Origin of the sequence: Shewanella khirikhana (genome assembly GCF_003957745.1) — a bacterium.
Taxonomy (GTDB): domain Bacteria; phylum Pseudomonadota; class Gammaproteobacteria; order Enterobacterales; family Shewanellaceae; genus Shewanella; species Shewanella khirikhana.
The window spans coordinates 2,926,790-2,948,829 of the sequence record NZ_CP020373.1 but is presented as its reverse complement, the minus strand read 5'-3'; the positions used below and the strand labels follow the sequence as shown (position 1 = coordinate 2,948,829).

The 22,040-nt window shown below is 57.1% G+C and carries 20 protein-coding genes; 8 read left to right on the top strand and 12 right to left on the bottom strand.

Translation table 11 applies throughout. From position 1 onward, the window contains the following. Positions 1-7: 7 nt before the first annotated feature. Complete coding sequence (locus STH12_RS12870; protein WP_126167904.1) at positions 8-787, bottom strand: PhzF family phenazine biosynthesis protein; 780 nt, start codon at positions 785-787, stop codon at positions 8-10. Between the two features lie 381 nt (positions 788-1,168). Between STH12_RS12870 and STH12_RS12865 the strand changes: the two genes are divergently transcribed. Beyond that, entirely contained in the window at positions 1,169-2,317 is a 1,149-nt protein-coding gene (locus STH12_RS12865) for an ammonium transporter (protein WP_237158869.1), read from the top strand. Positions 2,318-2,415: 98 nt separating this feature from the next. Here the strand turns inward: STH12_RS12865 and yqfB are convergent, their stop codons facing one another. Next, positions 2,416-2,727, bottom strand: coding sequence for a N(4)-acetylcytidine aminohydrolase (gene yqfB / locus STH12_RS12860; RefSeq protein WP_126167902.1), 312 nt, complete (start codon positions 2,725-2,727; stop codon positions 2,416-2,418). A 90-nt stretch (positions 2,728-2,817) separates the two neighbouring features. Next, positions 2,818-3,060, bottom strand: coding sequence for a hypothetical protein (locus STH12_RS12855; RefSeq protein ID WP_126167901.1), 243 nt, complete (start codon positions 3,058-3,060; stop codon positions 2,818-2,820). A 254-nt stretch (positions 3,061-3,314) separates the two neighbouring features. Here STH12_RS12855 and STH12_RS12850 point away from each other — a divergent pair, with 254 nt between their 5' ends. Continuing rightward, positions 3,315-4,112: a MerR family transcriptional regulator gene (locus STH12_RS12850; protein WP_126167900.1), complete on the top strand. Its 798-nt coding sequence runs from the start codon at positions 3,315-3,317 to the stop codon at positions 4,110-4,112. A 48-nt stretch (positions 4,113-4,160) separates the two neighbouring features. On the opposite strand, the gene STH12_RS12845 is transcribed toward STH12_RS12850, so the two are convergent. Continuing rightward, entirely contained in the window at positions 4,161-4,727 is a 567-nt protein-coding gene (locus STH12_RS12845) for a MarR family winged helix-turn-helix transcriptional regulator (protein WP_126167899.1), read from the bottom strand. 91 nt (positions 4,728-4,818) lie between these two features. Between STH12_RS12845 and STH12_RS12840 the strand changes: the two genes are divergently transcribed. Both STH12_RS12840 and STH12_RS12835 read left to right on the top strand, forming a co-directional pair. Next, complete coding sequence (locus STH12_RS12840) at positions 4,819-5,565, top strand: hypothetical protein (RefSeq protein ID WP_126167898.1); 747 nt, start codon at positions 4,819-4,821, stop codon at positions 5,563-5,565. Positions 5,566-5,575: 10 nt separating this feature from the next. Continuing rightward, a complete protein-coding gene (locus STH12_RS12835; RefSeq protein ID WP_126167897.1) occupies positions 5,576-6,142 on the top strand; it encodes a peroxiredoxin family protein in 567 nt (188 codons plus the stop codon). A 78-nt stretch (positions 6,143-6,220) separates the two neighbouring features. On the opposite strand, the gene STH12_RS12830 is transcribed toward STH12_RS12835, so the two are convergent. Continuing rightward, on the bottom strand, positions 6,221-7,906 hold the full coding sequence (locus STH12_RS12830) for a DEAD/DEAH box helicase (protein WP_126167896.1): 1,686 nt from the start codon (positions 7,904-7,906) through the stop codon (positions 6,221-6,223). Positions 7,907-8,115: 209 nt separating this feature from the next. Between STH12_RS12830 and STH12_RS12825 the strand changes: the two genes are divergently transcribed. Next, entirely contained in the window at positions 8,116-8,640 is a 525-nt protein-coding gene (locus STH12_RS12825; RefSeq protein WP_126167895.1) for a hypothetical protein, read from the top strand. Between the two features lies 1 nt (position 8,641). Here STH12_RS12825 and STH12_RS12820 read toward each other — a convergent pair whose 3' ends face one another. From STH12_RS12820 to nirK, 5 genes are all read right to left on the bottom strand, one after another. Next, positions 8,642-9,415 (bottom strand): Crp/Fnr family transcriptional regulator, encoded by a 774-nt coding sequence (locus STH12_RS12820; RefSeq protein ID WP_126167894.1) that lies wholly within the window; start codon positions 9,413-9,415, stop codon positions 8,642-8,644. A 217-nt stretch (positions 9,416-9,632) separates the two neighbouring features. After that, entirely contained in the window at positions 9,633-10,121 is a 489-nt protein-coding gene (locus STH12_RS12815) for a copper chaperone PCu(A)C (protein WP_126167893.1), read from the bottom strand. A gap of 21 nt (positions 10,122-10,142) precedes the next feature. Next, entirely contained in the window at positions 10,143-10,772 is a 630-nt protein-coding gene (locus tag STH12_RS12810; protein ID WP_126167892.1) for an SCO family protein, read from the bottom strand. Positions 10,773-10,791: 19 nt separating this feature from the next. Continuing rightward, positions 10,792-11,760, bottom strand: a complete 969-nt coding sequence (locus STH12_RS12805) for a hypothetical protein (RefSeq protein ID WP_126167891.1) — start codon at positions 11,758-11,760, stop codon at positions 10,792-10,794. Positions 11,761-11,833: 73 nt separating this feature from the next. After that, positions 11,834-13,015: a copper-containing nitrite reductase gene (nirK, locus tag STH12_RS12800; RefSeq protein ID WP_126167890.1), complete on the bottom strand. Its 1,182-nt coding sequence runs from the start codon at positions 13,013-13,015 to the stop codon at positions 11,834-11,836. Positions 13,016-13,305: 290 nt separating this feature from the next. On the opposite strand from nirK, the gene STH12_RS12795 reads away from it, so the two are divergent. The 3 genes from STH12_RS12795 to cydC all read left to right on the top strand — a co-directional run bounded on the left by STH12_RS12795 (position 13,306) and on the right by cydC (position 18,387). Continuing rightward, the gene (locus tag STH12_RS12795) at positions 13,306-14,619 is read left to right on the top strand and encodes a DUF3626 domain-containing protein (RefSeq protein WP_126167889.1); all 1,314 of its coding nucleotides are present in this window, start codon (positions 13,306-13,308) and stop codon (positions 14,617-14,619) included. Positions 14,620-14,821: 202 nt separating this feature from the next. Then, positions 14,822-16,663 carry a heme ABC transporter permease/ATP-binding protein CydD gene (gene cydD, locus STH12_RS12790; protein ID WP_126167888.1) on the top strand — a complete coding sequence of 614 codons (1,842 nt, stop codon included), beginning with the start codon at positions 14,822-14,824 and terminating at the stop codon, positions 16,661-16,663. After that, the gene (cydC, locus tag STH12_RS12785) at positions 16,660-18,387 is read left to right on the top strand and encodes a heme ABC transporter ATP-binding protein/permease CydC (RefSeq protein WP_126167887.1); all 1,728 of its coding nucleotides are present in this window, start codon (positions 16,660-16,662) and stop codon (positions 18,385-18,387) included. Before cydD ends, cydC begins: the two co-directional genes overlap by 4 nt. Before the next feature lie 87 nt (positions 18,388-18,474). Here the strand turns inward: cydC and STH12_RS12780 are convergent, their stop codons facing one another. After that, positions 18,475-18,651 (bottom strand): helix-turn-helix domain-containing protein, encoded by a 177-nt coding sequence (locus STH12_RS12780; RefSeq protein ID WP_126167886.1) that lies wholly within the window; start codon positions 18,649-18,651, stop codon positions 18,475-18,477. A gap of 119 nt (positions 18,652-18,770) precedes the next feature. Then, complete coding sequence (gene putA, locus STH12_RS12775) at positions 18,771-21,947, bottom strand: bifunctional proline dehydrogenase/L-glutamate gamma-semialdehyde dehydrogenase PutA (RefSeq protein WP_126167885.1); 3,177 nt, start codon at positions 21,945-21,947, stop codon at positions 18,771-18,773. Between the last annotated feature and the right edge of the window lie 93 nt (positions 21,948-22,040).

Sequence of the window (22,040 nt, the reverse complement as noted above, 5' to 3'; positions counted from 1 at the left end):
TGTCCGGTTAAATGTGGATTTGCCCCACCAGATAATCGGCGGCCTTACCTTCCAGGCTGACCCGTTCGCCCTGCAAATGGCACATCACAGTGCCGGGGCGTGACGATATTTGCCTGCCGATAAGCTCGCGCTTGCCGAGCCGCGCAGCCCAGTATGGCGCAAGCTCGCAGTGGGCCGAGCCTGTGACCGGATCTTCATCCACCTTGAGCGCCGGAAAAAAACAGCGGCTGACAAAGTCCACTTCATCTCCGGGAGCGGTAACCACCACGCCTCTGAGGGGCAGGTTCAGCCAGTGCGACAGCGTGGGCGTTAGATTCTTGAGGGTGGCTTCATCCTTTACCCGAATGAGGTAATCGAACCCCGCCAGCACCTCTAAAGGCTCAGCATTCAGGCCGTGAAGCAGCGCCGCAGGCACCTCACAGGGGGTGGGCATGGTTGCAGGGAAGTCGAGTCGGTAGCCATACTGGGTGCGTGCCACCCTGAGTGTGCCGCTGCGGGTAAAAAAGGCCACTGAGGCGGATTGCCAGCCCAAATGGGTAAATATTACATGGGCCGCGGCGAGGGTGGCATGGCCGCACAGGTCAACCTCCTCCCCGGGGGTGAACCAACGCAGGGCAAAGCCGTCGGCTTCGGGGATAAAAAATGCGGTCTCGGACAGGTTGTTCTCGGCTGCGATCTGTTGCAGCAGGGTATCGTCCAACCACTGCTGCAGAGGGCACACGGCGGCAGGGTTGCCTTCAAATACCCGTTCGGCAAAAGCATCCACCTGATAAATGTCGAGTTTCATTCACATTCCTTATGTTGATATCAGCTTTGTTTGTCACAGATTTAACCAAGAAGGTCAATCCTTGTTCGCAGTAGCGACCATTCGTCAGCCGCAGGTCGTTGCGGATTGTGCACTTAATTGGTGCACGCTTTTGGTGCGAAGGCACCAATTGAGTGCGCTGCCAAGTGATTTTTTATGCACTTTATTTGCGCGTGGCTGCACTGCAATGGCGCGTGGGCGGGGCTGATGCCCCAAGGCATAAGGCGCTGCCAGTCTGGCCTGCTTTTTGAATTCTGCCATTCATTAACATTTTGGCATCAATTGGTGCCCGACTTTGGGGGATACAAGGTGGAGTCATTGAAAGCGGGCACAGATGTGCTGTTTATTCTGCTGGGGGCCATCATGATTTTGGCCATGCACGCCGGGTTTGCGTTTTTGGAGCTGGGTACGGTGCGGCGTAAAAATCAGGTCAATGCGCTGGTGAAAATTCTCACCGACTTCTGTGTCTCAGCCATGGCGTACTTCTTTATTGGCTACGGCATTGCCTACGGGGTGAATTTTTATGCGCCTGTGTCTGAGCTGTCGCTGGATAATGGCTATGAGATGGTGAAGTTCTTCTTTCTGCTGACCTTCGCTGCCGCCATCCCGGCCATTGTGTCCGGCGGCATTGCCGAGCGTGCCAGATTCAAGCCGCAACTGCTGGCGACCTTTTTGCTGGTGGGCTTTGTGTACCCACTGTTTGAAGGCATGATTTGGAACAACAACTACGGCGTACAGGACAGCCTGAGTCAGTGGTTTGGCGCGCCATTCCACGACTTTGCCGGATCAGTGGTGGTGCACTCGGTGGGGGGCTGGATTGGTCTTGCCGCAGTGCTGATGCTGGGTGCCCGCAAGGGGCGCTATCACAAAGACGGTTTGATGACTGCCTTCCCGCCGTCCAGCATCCCTTTTCTGGCCCTGGGTGCCTGGATTTTGATTGTGGGCTGGTTTGGTTTTAACGTGATGAGCGCGCAAAAAGTGGAAGGGATTTCCGGACTGGTGGCGCTTAACTCGCTGATGGCCATGGTGGGCGGCACTCTCACCGCCATGCTGTTTGGCCGCAACGACCCCGGCTTCATTCATAACGGCCCGCTGGCGGGCCTGGTGGCGGTGTGCGCCGGCTCTGACATCATGCATCCACTCGGCAGCCTGGTGGTGGGCGCTGTGGCTGGCGCCCTGTTTGTGTGGCTGTTTACTGCCACCCAAAACCGCTGGAAGATTGATGATGTGCTTGGGGTGTGGCCACTGCATGGCCTCTGTGGTGCCTGGGGCGGCATAGCGGCGGGGATTTTTGGTCTGGAGGCGCTGGGCGGTGCTGGCGGCGTATCCCTGGTGACTCAGGTGGTTGGCACCCTGATGGGGATTGCGGTGGCGCTGCTGGGCGGCCTTGTAGTCTACGGCGCGCTGAAAAAGCTCACCGGCATTCGCCTCGATGAGGAGCAGGAATACATAGGCGCTGACCTCGCCATTCATAAGATAAGCGCATCCCCCGAGCGGGAGTCATTTCGCTGAGTGGGCTGTGATTATCATGCGGCAGGCAAAGGCAAGGGCTTCCCTTGCCTTTTTGCTTTTCGGCTTAGTCGAAGATATCCAGGCGCTGCCGCGCTAATTCAGGCGAGGCGGTATTCAATCACATACAGCGAATCGATACCGGGGTAAATCTCACGGATAAGCGGCTTTAACGCGTCCAGTGTCAGGTACTCCTGACGGGCGTGTTCTTCGGTCAGCTCATCGAAGCTCACCGGCGTGACCGAGATAATGTCGATATCACAAAACCAGCGGTCCGTTTCCAGTGTGTGCACCGCCACCCGGGTGCCGGGTACGTAGTGGCTCTCGGCTTGATCGCGGATGGTGATGGTCTTGTCGCCACTCAGAATAATCGGCTCGAACCGCTCGAAAAAGGTGATTTTGGTTAGGGGCATTCAAAACTTCTCCATGTTAAGGATCTGTTTTACCGTACATCACGCCCCATCTGAGCCCTCACTTAAAAAAGTGAGGGCAAATTTACCTTTTTACTTGTAAGCCCATGCGGTGCATTGCCACCCAGGACCAACGTGCATGTTATAGCAGCTTGATATTCCATAGGCTGTAGCATCTGGCCTTGCATATTTTGCTGCACCAAGAGCATTACTTCTGGCTTGGCTTTCAGAAGTTCCGTATGCCGAGTGGTATGTTGTTCCATAAGTTGTGCCAGCATAAGCTGCGGCGGAGGCGAAAGCACCAACAGTAATCAGGGTCAATAAAGCTTTTTTCATTGTAAATATCCTTTTAATAGTCATCCTGCGGATTTGCAGGAAGCGGGTACATCCTTATCCCGCAGGTTATTATTTGCACATTTATGACAGCGTTGTCAATTGAGGTGTGAGTCATTAATAAGTCTGATTTTTTGCTTTGAATTATTATTATCGGGATTGAAAAATTAGCTTGCGTCTCACGTTACGTGAGGCTCAAGACTCGCTGTGGTGTTCGGTTAGAACACGGATGTATGGACGGTTTTTAAGGAGAGCGTGTGGCGCAGTACAGTGTCAGTGATCTGGCCAGATTGGCCGGGGTGAGTGTGCGAACCCTGCATCACTATGATGAAACAGGGCTATTGTGCCCCAGTGGTCGCAGTGCCGGAGGCTACCGGATTTACGGTGACAGGGAGCTTATCCAACTTCAGCAAATCCTGATGTATCGGGAGCTGGGGCTCAAACTCGCCGATATCAAAGCGCTGATGCACAGCCCTGGGAATAGCCCTCAGCAGGGCACAGATCAACAGATGCTCGCCTGCCTTAAAGAACAATATCAACAGCTTGGCGGCCGCATCGCCCACTTTGAAAAACTGCGGGGCATGCTGGCATTGGCCATCGACAGGCTCGAGAACGGGCCGCAGGAGTCTTGGATGACAGATAAACATGCAGCAACGGCGCTTTTCAGCGACTTCAGTGACAAGGCGCGCAGCGAAGAAACCCTGCGTAAAGAAGCGGTAGCAAAGTGGGGTGAGGAAGCTGTTGCCAAAGGCGGCAGCGGCAGGGATGGGCTGACGCCATCGCAAAAGGCGGTGCTGGACGCAGAAGGTGAAGCCATTGCCATGGCGCTTGCCGGCTTATTGGGGGAGTCGCCCGGATCTGAGAAGGTGCAGGCGCTGATGCAGCGTCAGCATCGTTGGCTCAGTGCCAATGGTGAGTGCCCCAAAGCGCGGCTTCCCATGCTGGCGGCTATGTACCTTGCCGACGACAGGTTCAGGCAATTTTACGACCGCTTCGGTGAAGGCACCGCAGCGCTGATGCACGATGGTCTGCTGGCCTACGCGGCAAACGATTGAGCTTACACAGTGTCAGAAAAAAACCGGCGTAATGCCGGTTTTTATTTGCTAATCAATAGCTTCATATTCACGGCAGATAAGCCGGGTATCCGCCTCAGACAGTGCATCACCGGTCAGGCCGCATTGGAAATGCCCTTCTGTTGGGCTTTGGTTGTAGCGGCACTGGCGGCACACACCAAAGGCGCGGCCACCATTGGCCTGTTGCAGCTGCTTTAACAGCTCAGTGAGGGCGCCTTGCAGCCGGCTGTCGACTCCATGCTCTGTGTGCAAGGCACAAAGCAGAGGAGACTGGGTCAGCTCGCTGAGCAGTGCCAATCCGGCGTCCGAGGGTTTGAGGTGCACCACCCGCTTGTCTTTGGCGTCGGCCTGGCGCTCAATCAGCCCCTTTTTCTCCAATACTTTCAGGGTTTGCGACACGGTTCCCTTGGTCTGGCCCAGGTACTCACACAGGGCCATCAGGGTGTCCGAGTAGCGGTTGCTCTCTCCCAGATAGCACAGGGCATCGAACTGCACCGGAAGCAGCCCCAACTCGACTAATTTGTTTCGCCTTTCGCCGCGCAGCAGCGCCGCAATGCGTTCCAGCAACTGCTGGATCTGGATGGTTTCTGAGGTCATGAAATAATTGTATCGCCTCGAAACTATATTGACAAGGCTGGATCATTTTGGTTTTAATTGTTTCGACTCAAAACAATCAAGGAGATCCACCATGAAACCATCACAACTCGCCATTGCAACCCTGTCAGGTTTGCTGTTCAGCGCAGCCGCCATTGGCCACGGCGCCCATCAGGGCGGCATTCAGGCCAAAACCGATAAGGCGATAGAATCCGCCTTTGACTTAGTGCATGCCAAAATCACCACCAAGGGCAATGTGGCTACCTTCCACATGGGGGTTGCCGGTGAAGCAGGTAGCCTTATTCCCAAGGCCGGTGGCAAGCTCGCGGGCGCTTCGGCCTTTGCCTACGTATGGCCGACCAGTATCGACAGTGGTGAAGTGGGCTTTGACGCCGGGGCTGGCATTCTGGCGCTGGCGGTGGCGAGCCACCCGGACTTTGACGATACGCCGCTGTTCGATGAAAACGGCGATAACAACACCGACAACGATGGCGACCTGTGGCACAGCCACTGGGTGGTATTGGTAGCCGATGACGTGTGCGGCCCCGGCAAGCTCAAGGTGAAGGATATACCCGAAGGAGCGCGCCCCAAGCTACCCAAAACCTGGCCCGGTTTACCCCTGTATATCGACAGCCCCGGTTTTGACCCGCTGCTGAGCGGCGACAGAGTCGAGGTGAAGGTGCCATTTGACAATATCGATGTTGTGACGTCCGCCAGCTTTGATGGGGTGACGTCGGGGCTTAGAGTCAGCGCCAATCTGCATGCGCCGCTGTTTTGCGTGGTGGATGTGTTCGATGTGGCCTCTGGCGACCTGAGTCTGCCGGGTAAGGTAAATCATTAAGGAGCCGTTTATGTCGCACATCGAATTTCCACTCGCTCCAGAGCTTGCAGTCAGTGGCTGGCTGAATACGCCAAAACCCTTAAGCCTTGAGGATTTTCGTGGCAAGCCTCTGCTGATTTACGTCTTTCAGATGCTGTGCCCCGCCTGCATCAGCCATGGTCTGCCGCAACTTGCCCGGGTGGCGAATACCTTCGGTGATGACATTGCCATTATTGGGCTGCACTCGGTGTTTGAGCACCATGGGGTGATGGGGCCGGAGGCGCTGCAGGCCTTTGTGCATGAGTATCGGCTCAGGTTTCCCATCGCCATCGACCGTCCGGCCGGGCGCATTCCCGAGACTATGGCCCGCTGGGGATTTCAGGGCACGCCGACCCTGGTGCTGCTGGATGCAGACGGGCGGGTGCGGATGCAACATCTTGGGCCGCTGGAAGATATGAAGCTCGGTAAGGCGATAGGTGCCCTGCTGATGCAAGAGGCTCTGCTGGGAGGGAAGGTTAATAGGCGTGAGGCTTCAGACTCTGGCATGTCAGCCGATTCAGGTGCTGAGTTATGTAACGACAGGCTCTGCCAGTTATAACAAGCGGCCTTGGTGACTCTTCCCTCAAACAAAAAACCGGCCATTGGCCGGTTTTTTATGGTCTCGCCCGGGCAAAGATCAGCCCTGATTGCGATCGCCAACTTTGGCATTGCTGCGCGGGCGCTGCTGGCCTTGTGAGTGCTGGCCTTGAGCTCGATTGCCGCTGCGGGGTTTGCTGTTTGCCGCTCTGTCTGTATTCGAGCGGTCATTGCGAGCGCCGCTTTGACGGTTGCTGTCGCTACGGGAACTGTCATTGCGGGGACTACCGTTACGGAAACTGTCGCTACGAGCTTTGTCGCTGCTGCCATGCTCAGCACGGGAGCGATCGCTGCGGGGCTTGTCTGTGCGCGGCTTGTCACTTCTCGGCTTGTCACTTCGCGGCTTATCACTTCTCGGCTTGTCAGTGCGAGCCTGGTCGTTACCGCCTCTTTCGCGGCGTTGCTGTTCGCTGCGGGATTGGCTTCTGTCCTGCTGGTTGCGCTCTTCCTGCGCTCGGCTGCCCTGACGCTGCTTGGGCTGAGCATTGCGGCCCTGGCCCTGAGGTTTGCGGCCCTGGCTGTTATTGCCGGGCTTGCCACCCTGCTTATTGCCTGGCTTGGACTTGCCCTGATTTTCGCTGGCGGGCAGGCCGTGAACCGGCTCAAAACCCACAAATTCTTTGCGTGGCAGCGACTGCTTGATCAGTCGTTCGATATCCCTTAATTGCTTGGCTTCTTCACTGGATACCAGTGACGCGGCTTCACCGCTGGCACCGGCGCGGCCGGTACGGCCGATGCGGTGCACATAGTCTTCCGGCACGTGGGGCAGTTCGAAGTTCACCACGTTGGGCAGTTCGTTAATGTCGATACCACGGGCGGCGATGTCGGTGGCAATCAGCATCCGAATGGCGCCGCGCTTAAAGTCGGCCAGCGCCTGGGTACGGGCGTTCTGGCTCTTGTTGCCGTGAATGGCAGCGGCCTTAATGCCTTCTGCGTCCATCTGGCGTACCAGACGGTTGGCGCCGTGTTTGGTGCGGCAAAATACCAGTACCTGCTGCCAGCGATAGAAGCGGGTCAGCTCGGCCAGCAGTGCGGGCTTCTTGGTTTTGTCCACCGGCACAATCCACTGCTTGACGGTTTCGGCGGCGCTGTTTTTCGGCGTAACAGACACCTCGGCTGGGTTGTGCAGCAGTCCGTGGGCCAGGGTGCGGATTTCTTCCGAAAAGGTGGCGGAGAACAGCAGGTTCTGACGTTTGGCCGGTAGCAGCTTGAGGATGCGGCGAATGTCGTGAATAAAGCCCATGTCCAGCATGCGGTCGGCTTCATCCAGAACCAGAATATCCAGTCCGGAAAAGCTCACCACACCTTGCTGGTGCAAGTCGAGCAAGCGTCCGGGGGTGGCCACCAGAATGTCTACACCGCGGCGCAGGGTGGTGATCTGCGGGCTAATGCCCACGCCACCGAATACTACTGTGCTCTTGAGTGGCAAGAACTTGCTGTAAGCGTGGATGTTTTCACCGATTTGCGCAGCCAGTTCGCGGGTTGGCGTCAGAATAAGCGCTCGAACCTGCTTGGGGCCGGCCTTTTGGGTTTGAGACAGTAATTCCAGCAAGGGCAGGGTAAAGCCGGCAGTCTTGCCGGTGCCTGTTTGGGCTGCGGCAAGCAGATCCCGTCCTTTCAGTACCACAGGAATTGCCTGCGCCTGAATGGGAGAGGGGGTTTTATAGCCCTTATGATCGAGGGCTTTGAGGATGGGAGCCGACAGTCCCAGAGAGGCAAAACTCATGCAGTGTACTCTTGCTGGCAGGAAAAGTGCCCGCTGCAAAGGCCAGTCTTTGCGCGGGGGCGCAAGCTTACCAAAGCATAGGCCTTACCGCCATCGCAGGGAGGGAATTTTGCGATTGTTCAGTGCCTTTTCAGTTTCATCCCCGTTTAATGGGGATCTGAAACACTGATTGGCAATGGCAACTGACTGTCAGCAACAAAGGATGAAACATGAAATATCACCTAATGACTGCCGCCGCTGCGGCTCTGGCGTTGTCGGGCTGTGGCTGGTTCGGTGGCGATGAAAAAGCGGCATTGGAGCAGGCCTGGCTTAACAAGGATGTGGAAATAAAACAGGCGGTTGAGCAAATTCGTACCCAGGGGCTGGAGGCGGTGGCGAGCAGCGCTCAGGCCGGGTCAGTGGCCGCCTGTGTGGCCGACCGACTGGCGAAAGACCCGCTTGGGGAACTCGCCACTGTAGAGGGCGCGCTGGCTGAGTCTGCCAAGGTGGCAGAGCTGTTGGCTGAGCTTGAGAACCTGATGTCGCAGGAATTCAGTTTCGACAGCGCTGCCAGCTTGCTGCAAAAGGGCGCCGATATGGCCGCCTATGCCAAGGTGCTGATTGAAGAGCAAGGACTGGAGGGCGCTTCCAAGAGCCTCGCCGCCATGGCCACTCAGGCAGAATCTTTTTCCCAGCAAGACCTTGGCGCTCATTTCCAAACCCTTATCGAAGGCTGTAAAACCAGCACCAACTGAGTCATTCGGCCTTGGTGGGAATGGTGCTTTGGCGTCTGGGCTCCCTCGCCATCGCCATGGGGCAGCGACCACAACTGCTGCTGGCGGGCTGCTGAATATTGGCGTAAAGCTTGGCCAGATCGGGAATATTGATAAGCCCTCTGGACTCTTCGATGATGCCTTCGCTGTTCATCTTTTTAATCAGCCGGGAGAAGGTTTCCGGCTGAATCGATAGCCGTGACGCCAGGGTTCGCTTGGGCACATCCAGCGTCAGCTCACCGCTGTTGGCGCCGGAGCGCTTGCTGTGGCGCACCAAAAACAGCATCAGTCGGTTTTCGGCATTTTGCAGGGTCAGGTTTTCGATTTCCTGCAAATCCTTGTGCAGGCGCATGCTCATGGTTGCCATCACCGCCAGGCAGGCTTCGGAGTTTTGCTTCAGCAGCCCCAGATAGGTTTCGGCATCGAAGCTGATAAGCTCGCAGCCCTGCACCGCCTGGGCCGACACCGGATAAAACGCCTGCTGGTTGAATATCAGCGCTTCGGCAAAGGTGTTGTGGGGACGAACCACCTCCAGCACCTTGAGTTGCCCCTGGCTGCTGGTAATGTACAGCTGCAGATTGCCTTCCATCACCAGATAAAAGCGCCGCGCCTCGTCCTGGCGATGAAACAGATGTTGCTGCGGCGCCAGATGAATACGGCTGGCGCTGCTCATCAGCACCGCCAGCTCGTGGCTGTTGAAGGAAGAAAACAGGTGGTGCGCCTGGATCCTTTGGCTGGTTTTGGTATCGGTGATCATCTTGCTCCCCCGGTGATTCGCGAAAAGTTGCGCTGCTGCACACCGTGGAAACGGGTATCTATTAGATAAAGCGATACGGGTATCCATCTGGTAAAGCAGGGTTTTATTTGCATCTTTCCCTTTGGGCAAGCTAAGTCACATTTTGATTTGATTCCTTGATCTGGATCGCCTGTAGCGCGATAGCAGCGTTGGCATCCTTATTGGTTGCCGTTTGCTGTCAGTGATGATGCTCATGCCCGCTTGCACCCGAGGCATCTGCCGCAGGCCCTTTGATGACTTTGGCTTCAATCTGTCGTTCACTGCCATCATCGAAGTGGGCGGTAAACTGCAGGGATTCGCCCTCGGCGGGCACCCGTGACATCGCCATAATCATGCCGTGCAGCCCAATGGGCGCCAGGCTGACCATGGCATGGGGCGCAATGTCTATCTGCTCGACCCGCTGCATTTTGATGCTGCCGCCCTGATGCACACTTTGGTGCAGTTCAACCCGACCATCGGCAGAGGTGATGGCGGTGAGCGCAACTGGCGTGTCGGCGCCGTTGTGCAGGGTGAGATACAGTGGCAAAGCCCTAGCAGATGGCGGCATGGCACGCACCCAGGCGTCATGCACCATCACATCGGCGGCCATGGCGGATGTGGTGAACAGCAAGGCGGCGAGGCATCCAAGGTTGAACAGTTTTGCAGGAATAGTCAGCTTTAAAGACATAATCAGCTCCGTTTGTAAAAGTTATCCGGCGGCAGGGGCGGCAAGCAGCGCCGAAAGTTCGGTCTGCATTTCATCCAGCGGGGTGCCGGTGTAGAAAAAACCTCTGACCCGCCCTTTGGGGTCGAGCACAAAAATCTTGGCGGTGTGGGAGTAGAGATATCCCTTAGCCCCGGCGTCTTTGGCTTCCAGGCTGAGTTTTTTGTACTCGGTGGTCACCTTATCGTCGGCAAGTTTGCTGTAATCGGCGTGGTACAGGGCTGCCACTTGGTCGATTTTGGCGCGCTCGTCCACCAGACCGATAAAGCTTGGGTCGAAGTAGCTCAGGTATTTGTTCAGGTGCGCCGGGGTGTCGTAGTCGCTGTCGATACTGACAAACAGCACCTGGATCCGGCTGCGCTCATCATCGGGCATGCGCTGCATCAATTGGCTGACATGGGCCATGGTGGTGGGGCAGATGTCGGCGCAGTTGGTGTAGCCGAAGAACATCATGACCACCTTGCCGCGAAAGTCGGTCAGCGAGACGGTATCGCCTCTGCTGCTTTGCATACTGAAATCACCGCCTATGCCCTTGAGTACCGGCATCCCGGCGAGCGCGGCTGAACTTGCCAGCCCCAGCGCTGCTGCCAGGGGGATGAGAATGCGAAGTTTCATCTTTGGTCTCCTTTGAAAATTAACAGCGGATTTCGGCGCCAAGGTCGGTTACCGGTGGCAGATAGGTTTCGCGGTACTCCAGCACCTGCGCCTCGCTATGCTCGATAACCACGGTCATTTGCACCTCAATCTGAGCCAGCTCTTCTTCACCTTCGGCGTTCCACGCCCGCCATTGATACTCAAATCCAACCCGATACACGCCGGGCTGCTCTGAGGGTTGCAGGTTGAGGTTCTTGATTTCGCGCCGACTCCTGACGTAGTGCAGCGACTGCAAAAAGCCGAGGTAGCCTGCTGCGTCCGCCGGGTCTTTCTCGGCCACCACAAAGTTCTGCGTGCCTATCTGCTTTACGACCGGGGTGATTGTTGCTGGATTATCGAGCTGCTCAGTCCAGCGAAACACCAGTGCCTTTATGAGGTTGGTCTCACTGGCGCTGCGGTAGCGGGAATCGAAGTCGTCAATTTCATGCACCTGAGGGGTAAGGGAGCTGAGTTTCAACGTTTGGCTGTCGAACACAAGCTCGGCCTCCAGATAATGCCCGCGGGTTTCGCCGCTGTTGCTGCGGGGCAGGAATTCCAGCGTTACCGCGACCCGCTGCTGATGGCTGCCATCAGGGCTCTCGTCACTGTCTTCGAGGGTTACCGACAACAGGTGATGGGCGCCGCCAGCGGGGCTTTGTGCATACTCCGGCAGTGAAATCTCGGCGTTGGTGTTGGTCAGCGTGGCAGGGATCTGCCCCTGATCCAACTTGCCATACCACAGATACACGGCAGCATTGATGGCGTAATCACGGCCATTTTCTTCGGCGGCATGGGCGACGCTTATTAAACACAGCAGGGGCAAAAATAGCAGCGACAAATACAGCCCTAGCAAACGCAGCCGTGACAAACACAGCCGGGACGAATACTGTCGTAGCAAATACAGCAGCGATAAGCCCGGTATTGCCAGGGGCCGCCGAATTTCTGGCAAAGCACTCAGGAGTCTGACCATAACGCCTCCTTCATTTTGCGGCTGAATGCGCCGGGCCGAAGTTGGCCCGGCGATGGCGGGTAACGCCCTTTACTCAGGCGATGGCGGAAGGCTTTCTCACCTGCACCATCAGGTTGTCATCCCACTCCCCATCCACCTTGATGTGGGCGGCGGCGCCTTTCATGATGGCTTCAATCAGGTTGTGGTTAACGTAGGCATGCAGCCCGGGTTGACGGAAGGTATAGAGGGCGGCGGCCGCGCTGCCACCTGCGACCATCCAGGTTTCCAGATCCCGTTGAGGCCGGTCACTGAAGGAGCCCGCTGCCCACACATAATCGCCATGGCCGCCGATGATATGGGGACGGGTGTCGCGGTTGGCCTGGGAGTGAATAAACAGCACAGACTCGCCGACCTTGGCTGGCATGGCATTCTTGCCGGTGAGGGCGCCCACGGCGCCGTTGAACACGATATGGGACGGCGTCAGGGTCTTCATGGCAGCCAGCACTTCTTCCATGCTTTCCATCAGCAGCTTGTATTGCTTGTATTGACCTTTTTCATCCCTGGGCACGTAAAAGTCGGCTTCGCCAATGTAGTAAGCGCGGTCGTAGTGCAGAGGGTTGCCGTCGCCATCGCTCAGGCCTTCCCGAGGTAATACCATGATGGCGCCGTGCATGCCCATGGCCACGTGCCAGGGGATCATGATGCCGCCGGGGGCGCAGTGATACACAAAGGTGCCGGCCTTGGTGGCCTTGAAGCGGAAACATACTTCCTGACCGGGCGCGACCAGAGTCAGCTCGCCGCCACCCAAGGCGCCTGTGGCGCTGTGTAAATCAATATTGTGGGACAACACATTGGTCTTGGGATTGACCAGCGTCAGCTCTACATAGTCGTGCTGATGGCACACAATCAGCGGGCCGGGCACGCTGCCATTGAAGGCGCATACCCAGGCTTTTACGCCATTTTCGAGCTCAATTTGCTTCTCTTCGACTTCGAGCCGCACCTCAATGACCTTGGGTTTACCGGTGGCCACCTGATCATGTTTGGGCACCATTGGCGGCGGCACCAGTTCCTGCTTTACCCTTTCCAGTTGATCGGCGGTGTAATTGGCCATGCGATCGCTTTTGGCCTTTGCGCTGGCCGTTGCCGCCTGCGCGCCTGAGTTCATCAAACCCGATGCCAGCCCCAGCCCTACCACTCCTGCACCCACTGAACCGCCGAGGAACTGGCGGCGCTGTTGATTGAATTCGGCAGGCTGCTGCTCTGTTTTGTCTTTCATAAATGACTCCACTCGATTATGTCGCTTATTGTGTGGGCCTGGGGCCCTTGTGATGGTGAAATTTACATCGATTGGTGTCTAAATTAGCGCCGCCATGGCAAAAGCAATTGATGCAAGTCAACTGGCGAAAAAAACTTTCCCCTGACGTTAGCGGTAGCGCTAAGTGGATGAGCTAAATGAATAAAATTAAAAGGATTAAACTCCTTTAATATTCATGGAGCTTAGGGCCATCCTTTGCTATCTTGGCGGTAATTCTCATCGCCAACGGGCATGTCCCGGGAAGTACTGCAATGCCCACGGCCCGCGCGCGCCATTTTGCCGCCATCGATAATCTCAGCCACTACGCCCGCAGTCGTCGGGACGGGGCGCTGGCGATTATTCGCAATGTGCTGCAGATGTCGGATATTTCCCCCGCCCGCTTTAATGCCGCCATGCAGGCCATTGCCAGCCACGGTCAGGTGGCGCTGCATTTTCATCCCGACAGGTTCGACAGCCGTGGCCTGATGGTGGCTGAGGGCCTGGCGCAGGACGGCCGTTACCGCTGTCAATTCGAGACCCGGGTTTCCAGCGGTTTGTTATCACCGGAAATTGGTGGTGCCCGCGATCACTGGGAGCGCAGCTTTTTTGGTGAGGTAAGTAACGAGTTAACCGCACGCCCCAAATATGGCGCGCTGGATCTACTGCGAGCCCCCAACGGCCCGGCACCCCGATTCGGCAGTTGCTATCTGTTGACCAAGCCGGAAGTGCTTGAAAGAGCGACATTTTGCTTTCACGACTCCTATCGCAACCCCTGTGACAAGGGCACCGCCGAGGCGTTTGAGCTGGTGATGGCAGCGCTTTTGACCGAGAGTTTTGAGCGCCGTTATGCCCTGGGGGAATACGGTCTGTCGCCGGGCAAATTGATAGAAAGGTTGCTGATTACCCTGAATGAGGATGCGCAGCATCGCTTCATGCGGCCGCTGGCGGGCAATCTGGATCATTACATCGAAGCGCAAATTCATGGGCCTGTGCTGCTTGGCAATGATATCGACGCATTGGTGGCCGATCCGAGTTTCAGGGGTACCGAAATTGAGCCGCTGCTCAATGCCCTGGCGAGCCGTTATGACATTAATCTGATGTGGCATCGCGGGCTGTCGCTGGCGGTTGAGGATGTGGTAAGCGATTTTCGTGGCCCGTCTATGCCAACATTGGCCAGGCGGGTCGCGATTGACGGTCAAATCAATGCGTATGCCATCGGCGTTGCCGCAAGAGAAGTGAGCCGTTTCCCCACCCGCTGGCGCGACCGGGGGCATCAGGCCGATGTGCTCAGTGAGCTTAAATGGCTGTGGCATCTGCTGGTACGCTACGGCTCCACCACTGACTGCTGCGCCCCTGAGCCTGATGGGTATGGCGCTGACATTGACCTGGCACCGGAGCTGGAAGCTGGTGGGGAAAGTGGTGCCGGGGAAAGTCGTGTCGTGGGAAGTCGCGTCGGGGACACAGCAGAGCCGCAAGCCGTTACTGACACCCGTGCCATGGCAGATGAAGCCGCTTGCCTTAAAGCAGAACCATCAAAGCCGGACTCAAAAGACGCGCCAGGCTCCAAGCCCAGCACGGCCGACTGACGGCGCGAAGCCGCAAAAGCCTTAACCCAGACTTAAGGCTTTTTTTGATCTGGCGCAAATTTTGTGAATCCCTTAACAAATCAGTCTGCTCGGGTTTATTCGTTAAGAAAACGCTGAGATACTGCCTCCCTGCCGTCGTTTCCGGTCCAGTTGTTGGGCCCAGGTGCAGGGCCCCAATAGTGGGCTTGGATGCAGGATATTCATGGACAAATCCCTCGAAAAACAACTTTCCCAGTGGCTAAAGAGTCGCAAAGGCGCCTGCGGTCCCTTTTTGGCATTCAGCGTCGCCCTCGGTGTGCTTGGTGGCGTGCTGCTGATAGCGCAGGCTTTTGTTATCGCAAGCATTCTTTCGGCCGTGGTTATGGAAGCCGCAGCACCATCTTCCTTTATCAGCGAGTTTGCCGCCCTGGCGGCATTGATTGTGGCCAGGGCCTTATGTGCCTGGGGCCGTGAGCGGCTGGGGTTTGAGGCCGGGCGCCGACTGCGACTTGGTTTACGTCAGCAGGTGCTCACCCGGCTGACCGAACTGGGGCCCGCCTTTGTCAAGGGCAAGCCCCTTGGCAGCTGGGGCGCTGTGGTGATTGAGCAAATCGAAGATTTACACGACTTTTACGCCCGCTACCTGCCGCAGCTGTCGATTGCGGCGCTGATCCCGCTGATTATTCTTGCCTGCGTATTTCCGATGAACTGGGCGGCAGGCCTTATTCTGCTCGGCACTGCGCCGCTTATTCCACTGTTTATGATCCTGGTGGGTATGGGCGCCGCCGATGCCAATCGCAAGCATTTCTCGGCGCTGCAAAGGCTCTCCGGCCACTTTATGGACCGGCTAAAAGGGCTGGTAACACTGCGGCTGTTTCACCGCGCCGACGCCGAAGGCAAGGCCATCGAAAAGGCCTCGGATGAGTTTCGAAGCCGCACCATGGCGGTGCTTAGGATGGCGTTTTTAAGCTCGGCAGTGCTGGAGTTTTTTGCCGCTATCAGTATTGCGCTGGTGGCGGTGTACTTTGGTTTCAGTTATCTCGGTCATCTGGATTTTGGCCACTATGACCTCGGGATAAGCCTGTTTACCGGCCTGTTTGTGCTGATGCTGGCGCCCGAATTTTATCAGCCGCTTCGGGACATGGGCACCCACTATCATGCCAAGGCGCAGGCGGTGGCGGCGGCCGAAGCGCTGTCTGAACTGTTAAGCCTTGAAAACAGCGCCCATCAGGGCAAGCAGCCATTGCCGCAGCAGCGCGAGATTGTGGCAAAGGACCTGATTATCTACAGCCATCAGGGCGCAAAGTTGGCTGGCCCCTTAAGCTTTAGCCTTAACCCAGGGGAGCGGCTTGCCATAGTCGGGCCTTCTGGCTCGGGCAAAACCAGTTTACTCAATGCGTTACTGGGCTTTTTGCCCATCAGCGGTGAGTTTTGTGTGGGCGGGGTAAACATCCATGAACTGGACATGGGCGACTGGCGCCGAACCATCGCCTGGCTTGGGCAGGAGCCGCATTTGTTCCACGGCAGCTTAAAGGACAATATCGCCATGGGCCGCAGCCTTGATGAAAAGGCGCTGCTGGCGCTGTGCGACAAGGCGCAGATTGGCGATTTTGTTGCGTCATTGCCAAAGGGGCTTGAGCATCCCATCGGCGAAGGCGGTGGCGGTCTGTCGGTTGGGCAGGCCCAGCGATTCGCGCTGGCGCGGGCGCTTGCCGGTGAGCCTGAGCTCTTTTTGCTGGATGAACCCGGTGCCAGTCTGGATGTGGACAGTGAGCAGCGGGTAATGGCGGCGATTCATGCCGAAAGTCAGGGTAAGAGCCTGCTCATGGTTAGCCACCGACTGGATGAGCTGGAGCGCCTCGATGGGGTGCTGGTGATGGATGCCGGCCGCATTGTTGAACGTGGCACCGTGGCTGAGCTCAGTGCATCAGGGGGGCTTTTTGCATCCCTGTTGGCCGAGTCAGGATTGGCCGAGTCAGGGTTGGCCGCAGCAGGATTAGCACAACCAGATTCAGAGCTCGAAGAACAGGCACAGGAACCGCGACTGGGAGGGGATGCATCATGAGTCTGTTCAAGCTCTTCTTGCCGCTGCTGAAACGCCAATGGCTGATGATGTTCACCGGGCTGCTGCTTGCCATCACCACGCTGTTGGCGGGAATTGGACTGCTGTCGCTTTCCGGCTGGTTTTTATCGGCCACGGCGGTGGCGGGGCTCAGTGTGGCCACAGCTCAGGCGTTTAACTTCTTTACCCCCGCCGGAGGGGTGCGTTTCTTATCCATTGCCCGTACTGCCAGCCGATACGGCGAGCGGTTGGCGACCCACGAGGCCACCTTCCGCCTGCTGACTGAGCTTAGGGTAAAGGTGTGGCGCGCGCTCATGCCACTTGGCGATCGTGAGCTGAGTCACTTTCGCCGTGGTGAGCTTTTGAATCGGCTGGTGGCCGATATCGATACCCTGGATCACTTTTATCTGCGATTGATGGTGCCGATGGGCGCCTTTTTGGCTGTGTTGCTGGCGCTGTTTGCCTTTATTGGCTGGTTCGATACCAAGCTTGCAATGGTGCTTTGCGGCGGCTTGCTCGCCTGTTTGCTGCTGATCCCGGTCACCTTCTATCTGCTCGGGCGAAACAGTGCCGCTGCCGTGGTGAACGGCAAGCGCCGCTACCGGGTGCTGACCATGGAGTACCTTGGCGGTATTGCCGAGCTGTCGCTGTTTGGCGCTTTGGTGGGTTATCGCAATAGTCTCGATGGCGCTGAGACCGACTGGCAAAAAGCCCAGGCGCGGATGGCGAGTTTGCAGGGGCTGTCCCAGGCGGCAATTATTCTCGCCCACGGCGCGCTGGTGCTGACCATTCTGTATCTGGCTGCATCCGGTGTGGGTGAGCGAGTGCCACCGGGGCCGCTGGCGGCTATGGTGCTGTTTGCCTCGCTGGCGGTAATGGAAATGATGATGCCGCTGGCTGGCGCCTTTACCCAGCTATCGGGCTGTCTCGCTGCCAGCGATCGGGTGAAGGCACTGATAGATACCGAGTCTTCGATTTGCTTTGGGCCACAGCTTCAAGCCGCCCGCGGTGACCTGCGCTTCGATGCAGTGCATTTTGGCTATGATGCCAATACCCAGGTGCTCAGCGGTCTTGAGCTGACTGTTCCAGCGGGCGCACGAGTGGCAATTCTGGGTAAAACCGGTGTGGGCAAGTCCAGTCTATTTACCCTGCTGACCCGGGGCTACGATGCCGACAGTGGTCGCATTTCCATCGGTAATACGGATATTGGGCAGCTCTCGGAAGCGGCGCTGCGGGCATCAATGACAGTCGTCAGTCAGCGGGTGCATCTGTTCGCAGGCTCACTTCGGGATAACCTTGCCATCGCCTGTGAGCACAAACCAAGCGATGAGGCGCTGCTTGAGGTACTCGCCAGGGTGGATTTAGCCTATCTTGCCGAGGGTGAAGAAGGGCTTAAAGTCTGGATAGGTGAGGGCGGCCGTATGCTCTCTGGCGGTGAGCAGCGACGGATTGGTATTGCCAGGGCACTACTGAGGGACACGCCCTTGCTGCTGCTTGATGAGCCCACCGAAGGTCTCGACAGACGCACTGAGCTGCGGATGCTGGCGCAGCTGTTTGCCCACGCAGAAGGCAAAACACTTGTCATGATCAGCCACCGCCTGACTGCCATGGCACAGATGGACGCGATTCATTTGCTGGAAAATGGCCGGATTGTTGCCAGTGGCAGCCATGATGAGCTGCTTGGCAGTCATCCGGAGTATCGGGCGCTTTCCCTCGCCAAGGGCTAAAAGGCGGTTAATTCAGTAATAAAAAACAGGGCCTTTGCCCTGTTTTTTGCCTTCTGGTTAGTCCAAACCGGGTTAATCCAAACCGGGTTAACCAAGTCTTTTTGAAAACTCCAGGTAGCGCATTACTTCGTCTTCTTTGAACATCAAATCATCACCTTCTCCCTGAGCCGAGAGCAGGTTTTCCCGTGCATAACGCTTGATGGTGATGGGTTTTTGATCGAGGATTTTTGCGACCTCGTCCAATGTCAGCATTTTATCGCTCATCTGGCCTGTCCTGTGTGGGTTGCTACTGGGGATTTTTCAAGTATAGACAAAGTCTGCTTAAGGCAAGAAAAACAAAAAGCCGGGCATCAGCCCGGCTTTCTTTTACGCGAAATGCGTTATCAATCAGCGTCACCCAGCGACAGCAGGGTAGCGTTGCCGCCGATGGCGGTGATGTTGTTGGTGCGGGTCTTTTCGGTCACGAAACGGGTCAGGTAGTGTGGACCACCGGCCTTGGGACCGGTACCAGACAGGCCCTGACCACCGAATGGCTGCACGCCAACCACGGCACCGATCTGGTTGCGGTTGATGTACACGTTACCCACGTTCACCTTGTCGGCAACTTCCAGGGCATGGCCTTCGTTGCGGCTGTGGATCCCCAGGGTCAGACCGAAACCGGTAGAGTTGATTTCGTCGATAACCTTGCCAAGGTCGGCAGCCTTGTAACGCACTACGTGCAGGATAGGACCGAAGTTCTCTTTGCTCAGCACCTTGATGGAGTCAATTTCCACCGCGGTTGGCGCCACGAAGTGACCGTTCTCGGTGCCTTGTGGCAGACGCAGCTGGTGAATAGGACGACCCACCTGGTTGATGTGGTCGATGTGCGCGTTCAGGTTGGCCTTGGCGGCGGCATCGATAACCGGGCCCACGTCGGTTTTCACCGAGTTGGGGTTACCCACGGTCAGCTCGTCCATGGCGCCTTTGAGCACCTCAAGTACGCGCTCGGCAATGTCTTCCTGCATGTACAGTACCCGCAGCGCCGAGCAGCGCTGACCGGCGCTGGTGAAGGCAGAAGAAACAACGTCATTCACAACCTGCTCAGGCTGGCTGGTGGAGTCAACCACCATGGCGTTCTGACCACCGGTCTCGGCAATCAGCGGGATGATGGCGCCTTCGCGGCCGGCCAGGGCGCGGTTGATCACCTTGGCAGTCACGGTAGAACCGGTAAAGCACACGCCGCCGATACGCTCATCAGCGGTCAGCTTGGCGCCTACAAGGGCACCGGTGCCTGGCAGGAATTGCAGCACATCTTTTGGAATACCGGCTTCGTGGGCCAGCTGTACGGCGCGGAAACCAACCAGACAGGTCTGCTCGGCAGGCTTGGCGATAACTGTGTTACCGGTTGCCAGCGCGGCAGCCACCTGGCCGAGGAAGATGGCCAGCGGGAAGTTCCATGGGCTGATACACACGAAGGGGCCACGGCCCTGGAGGAACAGCTCGTTCAGCTCGCCTGTAGGGCCAGGCAGCAGTTCGGGCTTGCTCATCATCTTCTTGGCCTGAACGGCGTAGTAGCGGCAGAAGTCCACGGCTTCGCGCACTTCATCGATACCGTCCTGAATGCTCTTACCGGCTTCACGGGTACACAGGGCAATCAGTTCTTCGCGGTTTTCTTCCAGCAGGTCTGCCAGCTTTTGCAGGGCATTGGCGCGGGTTTCAACCGGAGTACGGCACCAGGACGCGAACGCGCGGTCGGCACCGGCCAGGGCCTGTTCGATGGCAGTCTCGTCGGCAAAGGCAACCTGACCCACCTTCTGGGTGGTGTCGTATGGGCTTAACACGTCACGCAGTTCGCCTGACAGGGTTTCACCGTTTACCAGCGGGCCTGCGGTCCACTGGGTGTCCTTGAACTTCTCCAGGGCGGCGAAGAAAGGCTCGGATTCGGAAATGATGTTCATATTGAGTCCCTTGGAGTTTTTGCGCTCAGCACCGAAGATGTCGGCGGGCTGTACTATCTTGTTGTTTGCCAGGGTCTTGTAGCCTTGCAGGGTTTTCAGCGGGTGGGTCACCAGCGACTCGATTGGGGTCTTGGGATCAACCAGCTTGTGTACAAATGAGGTGTTGGCACCGTTTTCCAGCAGACGACGCACAAGGTAAGGCAGCAGGTCTTTGTGGGCACCGATAGGGGCGTAGATACGCACTGTGGGTACGGCGGCTTCGGCCAGCAGGGTGTCGTACAGCTCCTGACCCATACCGTGCAGACGCTGGAACTCGTACTTGCGATCGCCAACCATGGAGGTGATGGCGGCCACAGTTTGCGCGTTGTGGCTGGCAAACTGCGGATAGATCACGCCGCGGGTAGCCTCAGACAGCAGATAACGGGCACAGGCGAGGTAAGACACGTCGGTAGCGGCCTTGCGGGTAAACAGCGGATAGCCGCCTTCACCGGCCTGCTGAGCCCACTTGAGTTCGCTGTCCCAGTATGCGCCTTTCACCAGACGCAGTGGGATTTCATCACCCTGTTCTTTGGCAAGGCGAGTCAGCCACATCAGCACTGGCAGGGCGCGCTTGGAGTAAGCCTGCACCACGATACCCAGCTGACCCCAGCCTTTTGAGGCATCGGATTGATACAGCTTCTTGAACAGCTTCAGGGACAGCTCGAGACGGTCAACCTCTTCGGCGTCAATCTGGATACCGACATTGAGGCTGCGAGCCTGCTGCACCAGCTTAACCAGGGTGTCGTACAGCTCGGTCATTACCCGGTCTTCGTTGGCCACTTCGTAGCGTGGGTGCAGCGCAGACAGCTTGATGGAGATGGTTGGACGCGGGGCTTCGGTCTCATCGAACTGGCCTGTGCCCAGCGCCTGAATGGCGTTGGAGTAGTCGCGGAAGTACTTTTCAGCGTCCTTGGTGGTCAGGGCGGCTTCACCCAGCATGTCGTAGGAGTGGGTGTAACCCAGCTTGCGCTTGTCGACCGCGTTTTTCAGACCTTCTTCGATGGTGCGGCCCAGTACGAACTGCTTGCCCATGATCTTCATGGCGGCGTACATGGCCTGACGAATTACAGGTTCGCCCAGACGGTTAACCAGACGGCTCAGCAGGTTGCTTGGCGTGCCGTCCATGTTTTTGTCGAGTTTGACAATCTTGCCGGTCAGCATCAGACCCCAGGTAGACGCGTTTACCAGCACAGAGTCACTCTTGGACATGTGCTCGTCCCACTTGGCGCCAGAGAGCTTGTCCGCGATCAGGGCATCGGCGGTCTCGGCATCGGGAATACGCAGCAGGGCTTCGGCCAGACACATGAGAATAATGCCTTCCTGGGTTTCCAGGGAGTACTGCTGCAGGAAGGCATCGATGCCGACCATCAGGCCTTTCTTCTCGTACTGACGTACTTTGGCCACCAGATCGTGGGCACGACTGGTGACGCGTGTGATCTCTTCGTCGCTCGACGGAACCAGCGCGATCAGCTCCTTGAGGTAGGCTTCCTCATCAACGATGTAGTTATGACTGATCAGACTGAACAATTCGTCGAGATTGGCGTTGTCGTAACGACCTGCCAGTACTTCACTCGCTTTGAACATAGTTATCTTTCCATCTGGGCCGGTTAAGGGGTAATCGGGTAGTACGGCTCGGCTTCACCCGAAGCTCCGGCGGACGTCTTTTTCATTTTGTAT

Bases quoted from the DNA above. Each gene is read 5' to 3' on its own strand.
- STH12_RS12870 (WP_126167904.1), bottom strand. From the start codon at position 787: ATGAAACTCGACATTTATCAGGTGGATGCTTTTGCCGAACGGGTATTT.
- STH12_RS12865 (WP_237158869.1), top strand. From the start codon at position 1,169: ATGATTTTGGCCATGCACGCCGGGTTTGCGTTTTTGGAGCTGGGTACG.
- yqfB (WP_126167902.1), bottom strand. From the start codon at position 2,727: ATGCCCCTAACCAAAATCACCTTTTTCGAGCGGTTCGAGCCGATTATT.
- STH12_RS12855 (WP_126167901.1), bottom strand. From the start codon at position 3,060: ATGAAAAAAGCTTTATTGACCCTGATTACTGTTGGTGCTTTCGCCTCC.
- STH12_RS12845 (WP_126167899.1), bottom strand. From the start codon at position 4,727: ATGACCTCAGAAACCATCCAGATCCAGCAGTTGCTGGAACGCATTGCG.
- STH12_RS12840 (WP_126167898.1), top strand. From the start codon at position 4,819: ATGAAACCATCACAACTCGCCATTGCAACCCTGTCAGGTTTGCTGTTC.
- STH12_RS12835 (WP_126167897.1), top strand. From the start codon at position 5,576: ATGTCGCACATCGAATTTCCACTCGCTCCAGAGCTTGCAGTCAGTGGC.
- STH12_RS12830 (WP_126167896.1), bottom strand. From the start codon at position 7,906: ATGAGTTTTGCCTCTCTGGGACTGTCGGCTCCCATCCTCAAAGCCCTC.
- STH12_RS12825 (WP_126167895.1), top strand. From the start codon at position 8,116: ATGAAATATCACCTAATGACTGCCGCCGCTGCGGCTCTGGCGTTGTCG.
- STH12_RS12820 (WP_126167894.1), bottom strand. From the start codon at position 9,415: ATGATCACCGATACCAAAACCAGCCAAAGGATCCAGGCGCACCACCTG.
- STH12_RS12815 (WP_126167893.1), bottom strand. From the start codon at position 10,121: ATGTCTTTAAAGCTGACTATTCCTGCAAAACTGTTCAACCTTGGATGC.
- STH12_RS12810 (WP_126167892.1), bottom strand. From the start codon at position 10,772: ATGAAACTTCGCATTCTCATCCCCCTGGCAGCAGCGCTGGGGCTGGCA.
- STH12_RS12805 (WP_126167891.1), bottom strand. From the start codon at position 11,760: ATGGTCAGACTCCTGAGTGCTTTGCCAGAAATTCGGCGGCCCCTGGCA.
- nirK (WP_126167890.1), bottom strand. From the start codon at position 13,015: ATGAAAGACAAAACAGAGCAGCAGCCTGCCGAATTCAATCAACAGCGC.
- STH12_RS12795 (WP_126167889.1), top strand. From the start codon at position 13,306: ATGCCCACGGCCCGCGCGCGCCATTTTGCCGCCATCGATAATCTCAGC.
- cydD (WP_126167888.1), top strand. From the start codon at position 14,822: ATGGACAAATCCCTCGAAAAACAACTTTCCCAGTGGCTAAAGAGTCGC.
- cydC (WP_126167887.1), top strand. From the start codon at position 16,660: ATGAGTCTGTTCAAGCTCTTCTTGCCGCTGCTGAAACGCCAATGGCTG.
- STH12_RS12780 (WP_126167886.1), bottom strand. From the start codon at position 18,651: ATGAGCGATAAAATGCTGACATTGGACGAGGTCGCAAAAATCCTCGAT.
- putA (WP_126167885.1), bottom strand. From the start codon at position 21,947: ATGTTCAAAGCGAGTGAAGTACTGGCAGGTCGTTACGACAACGCCAAT.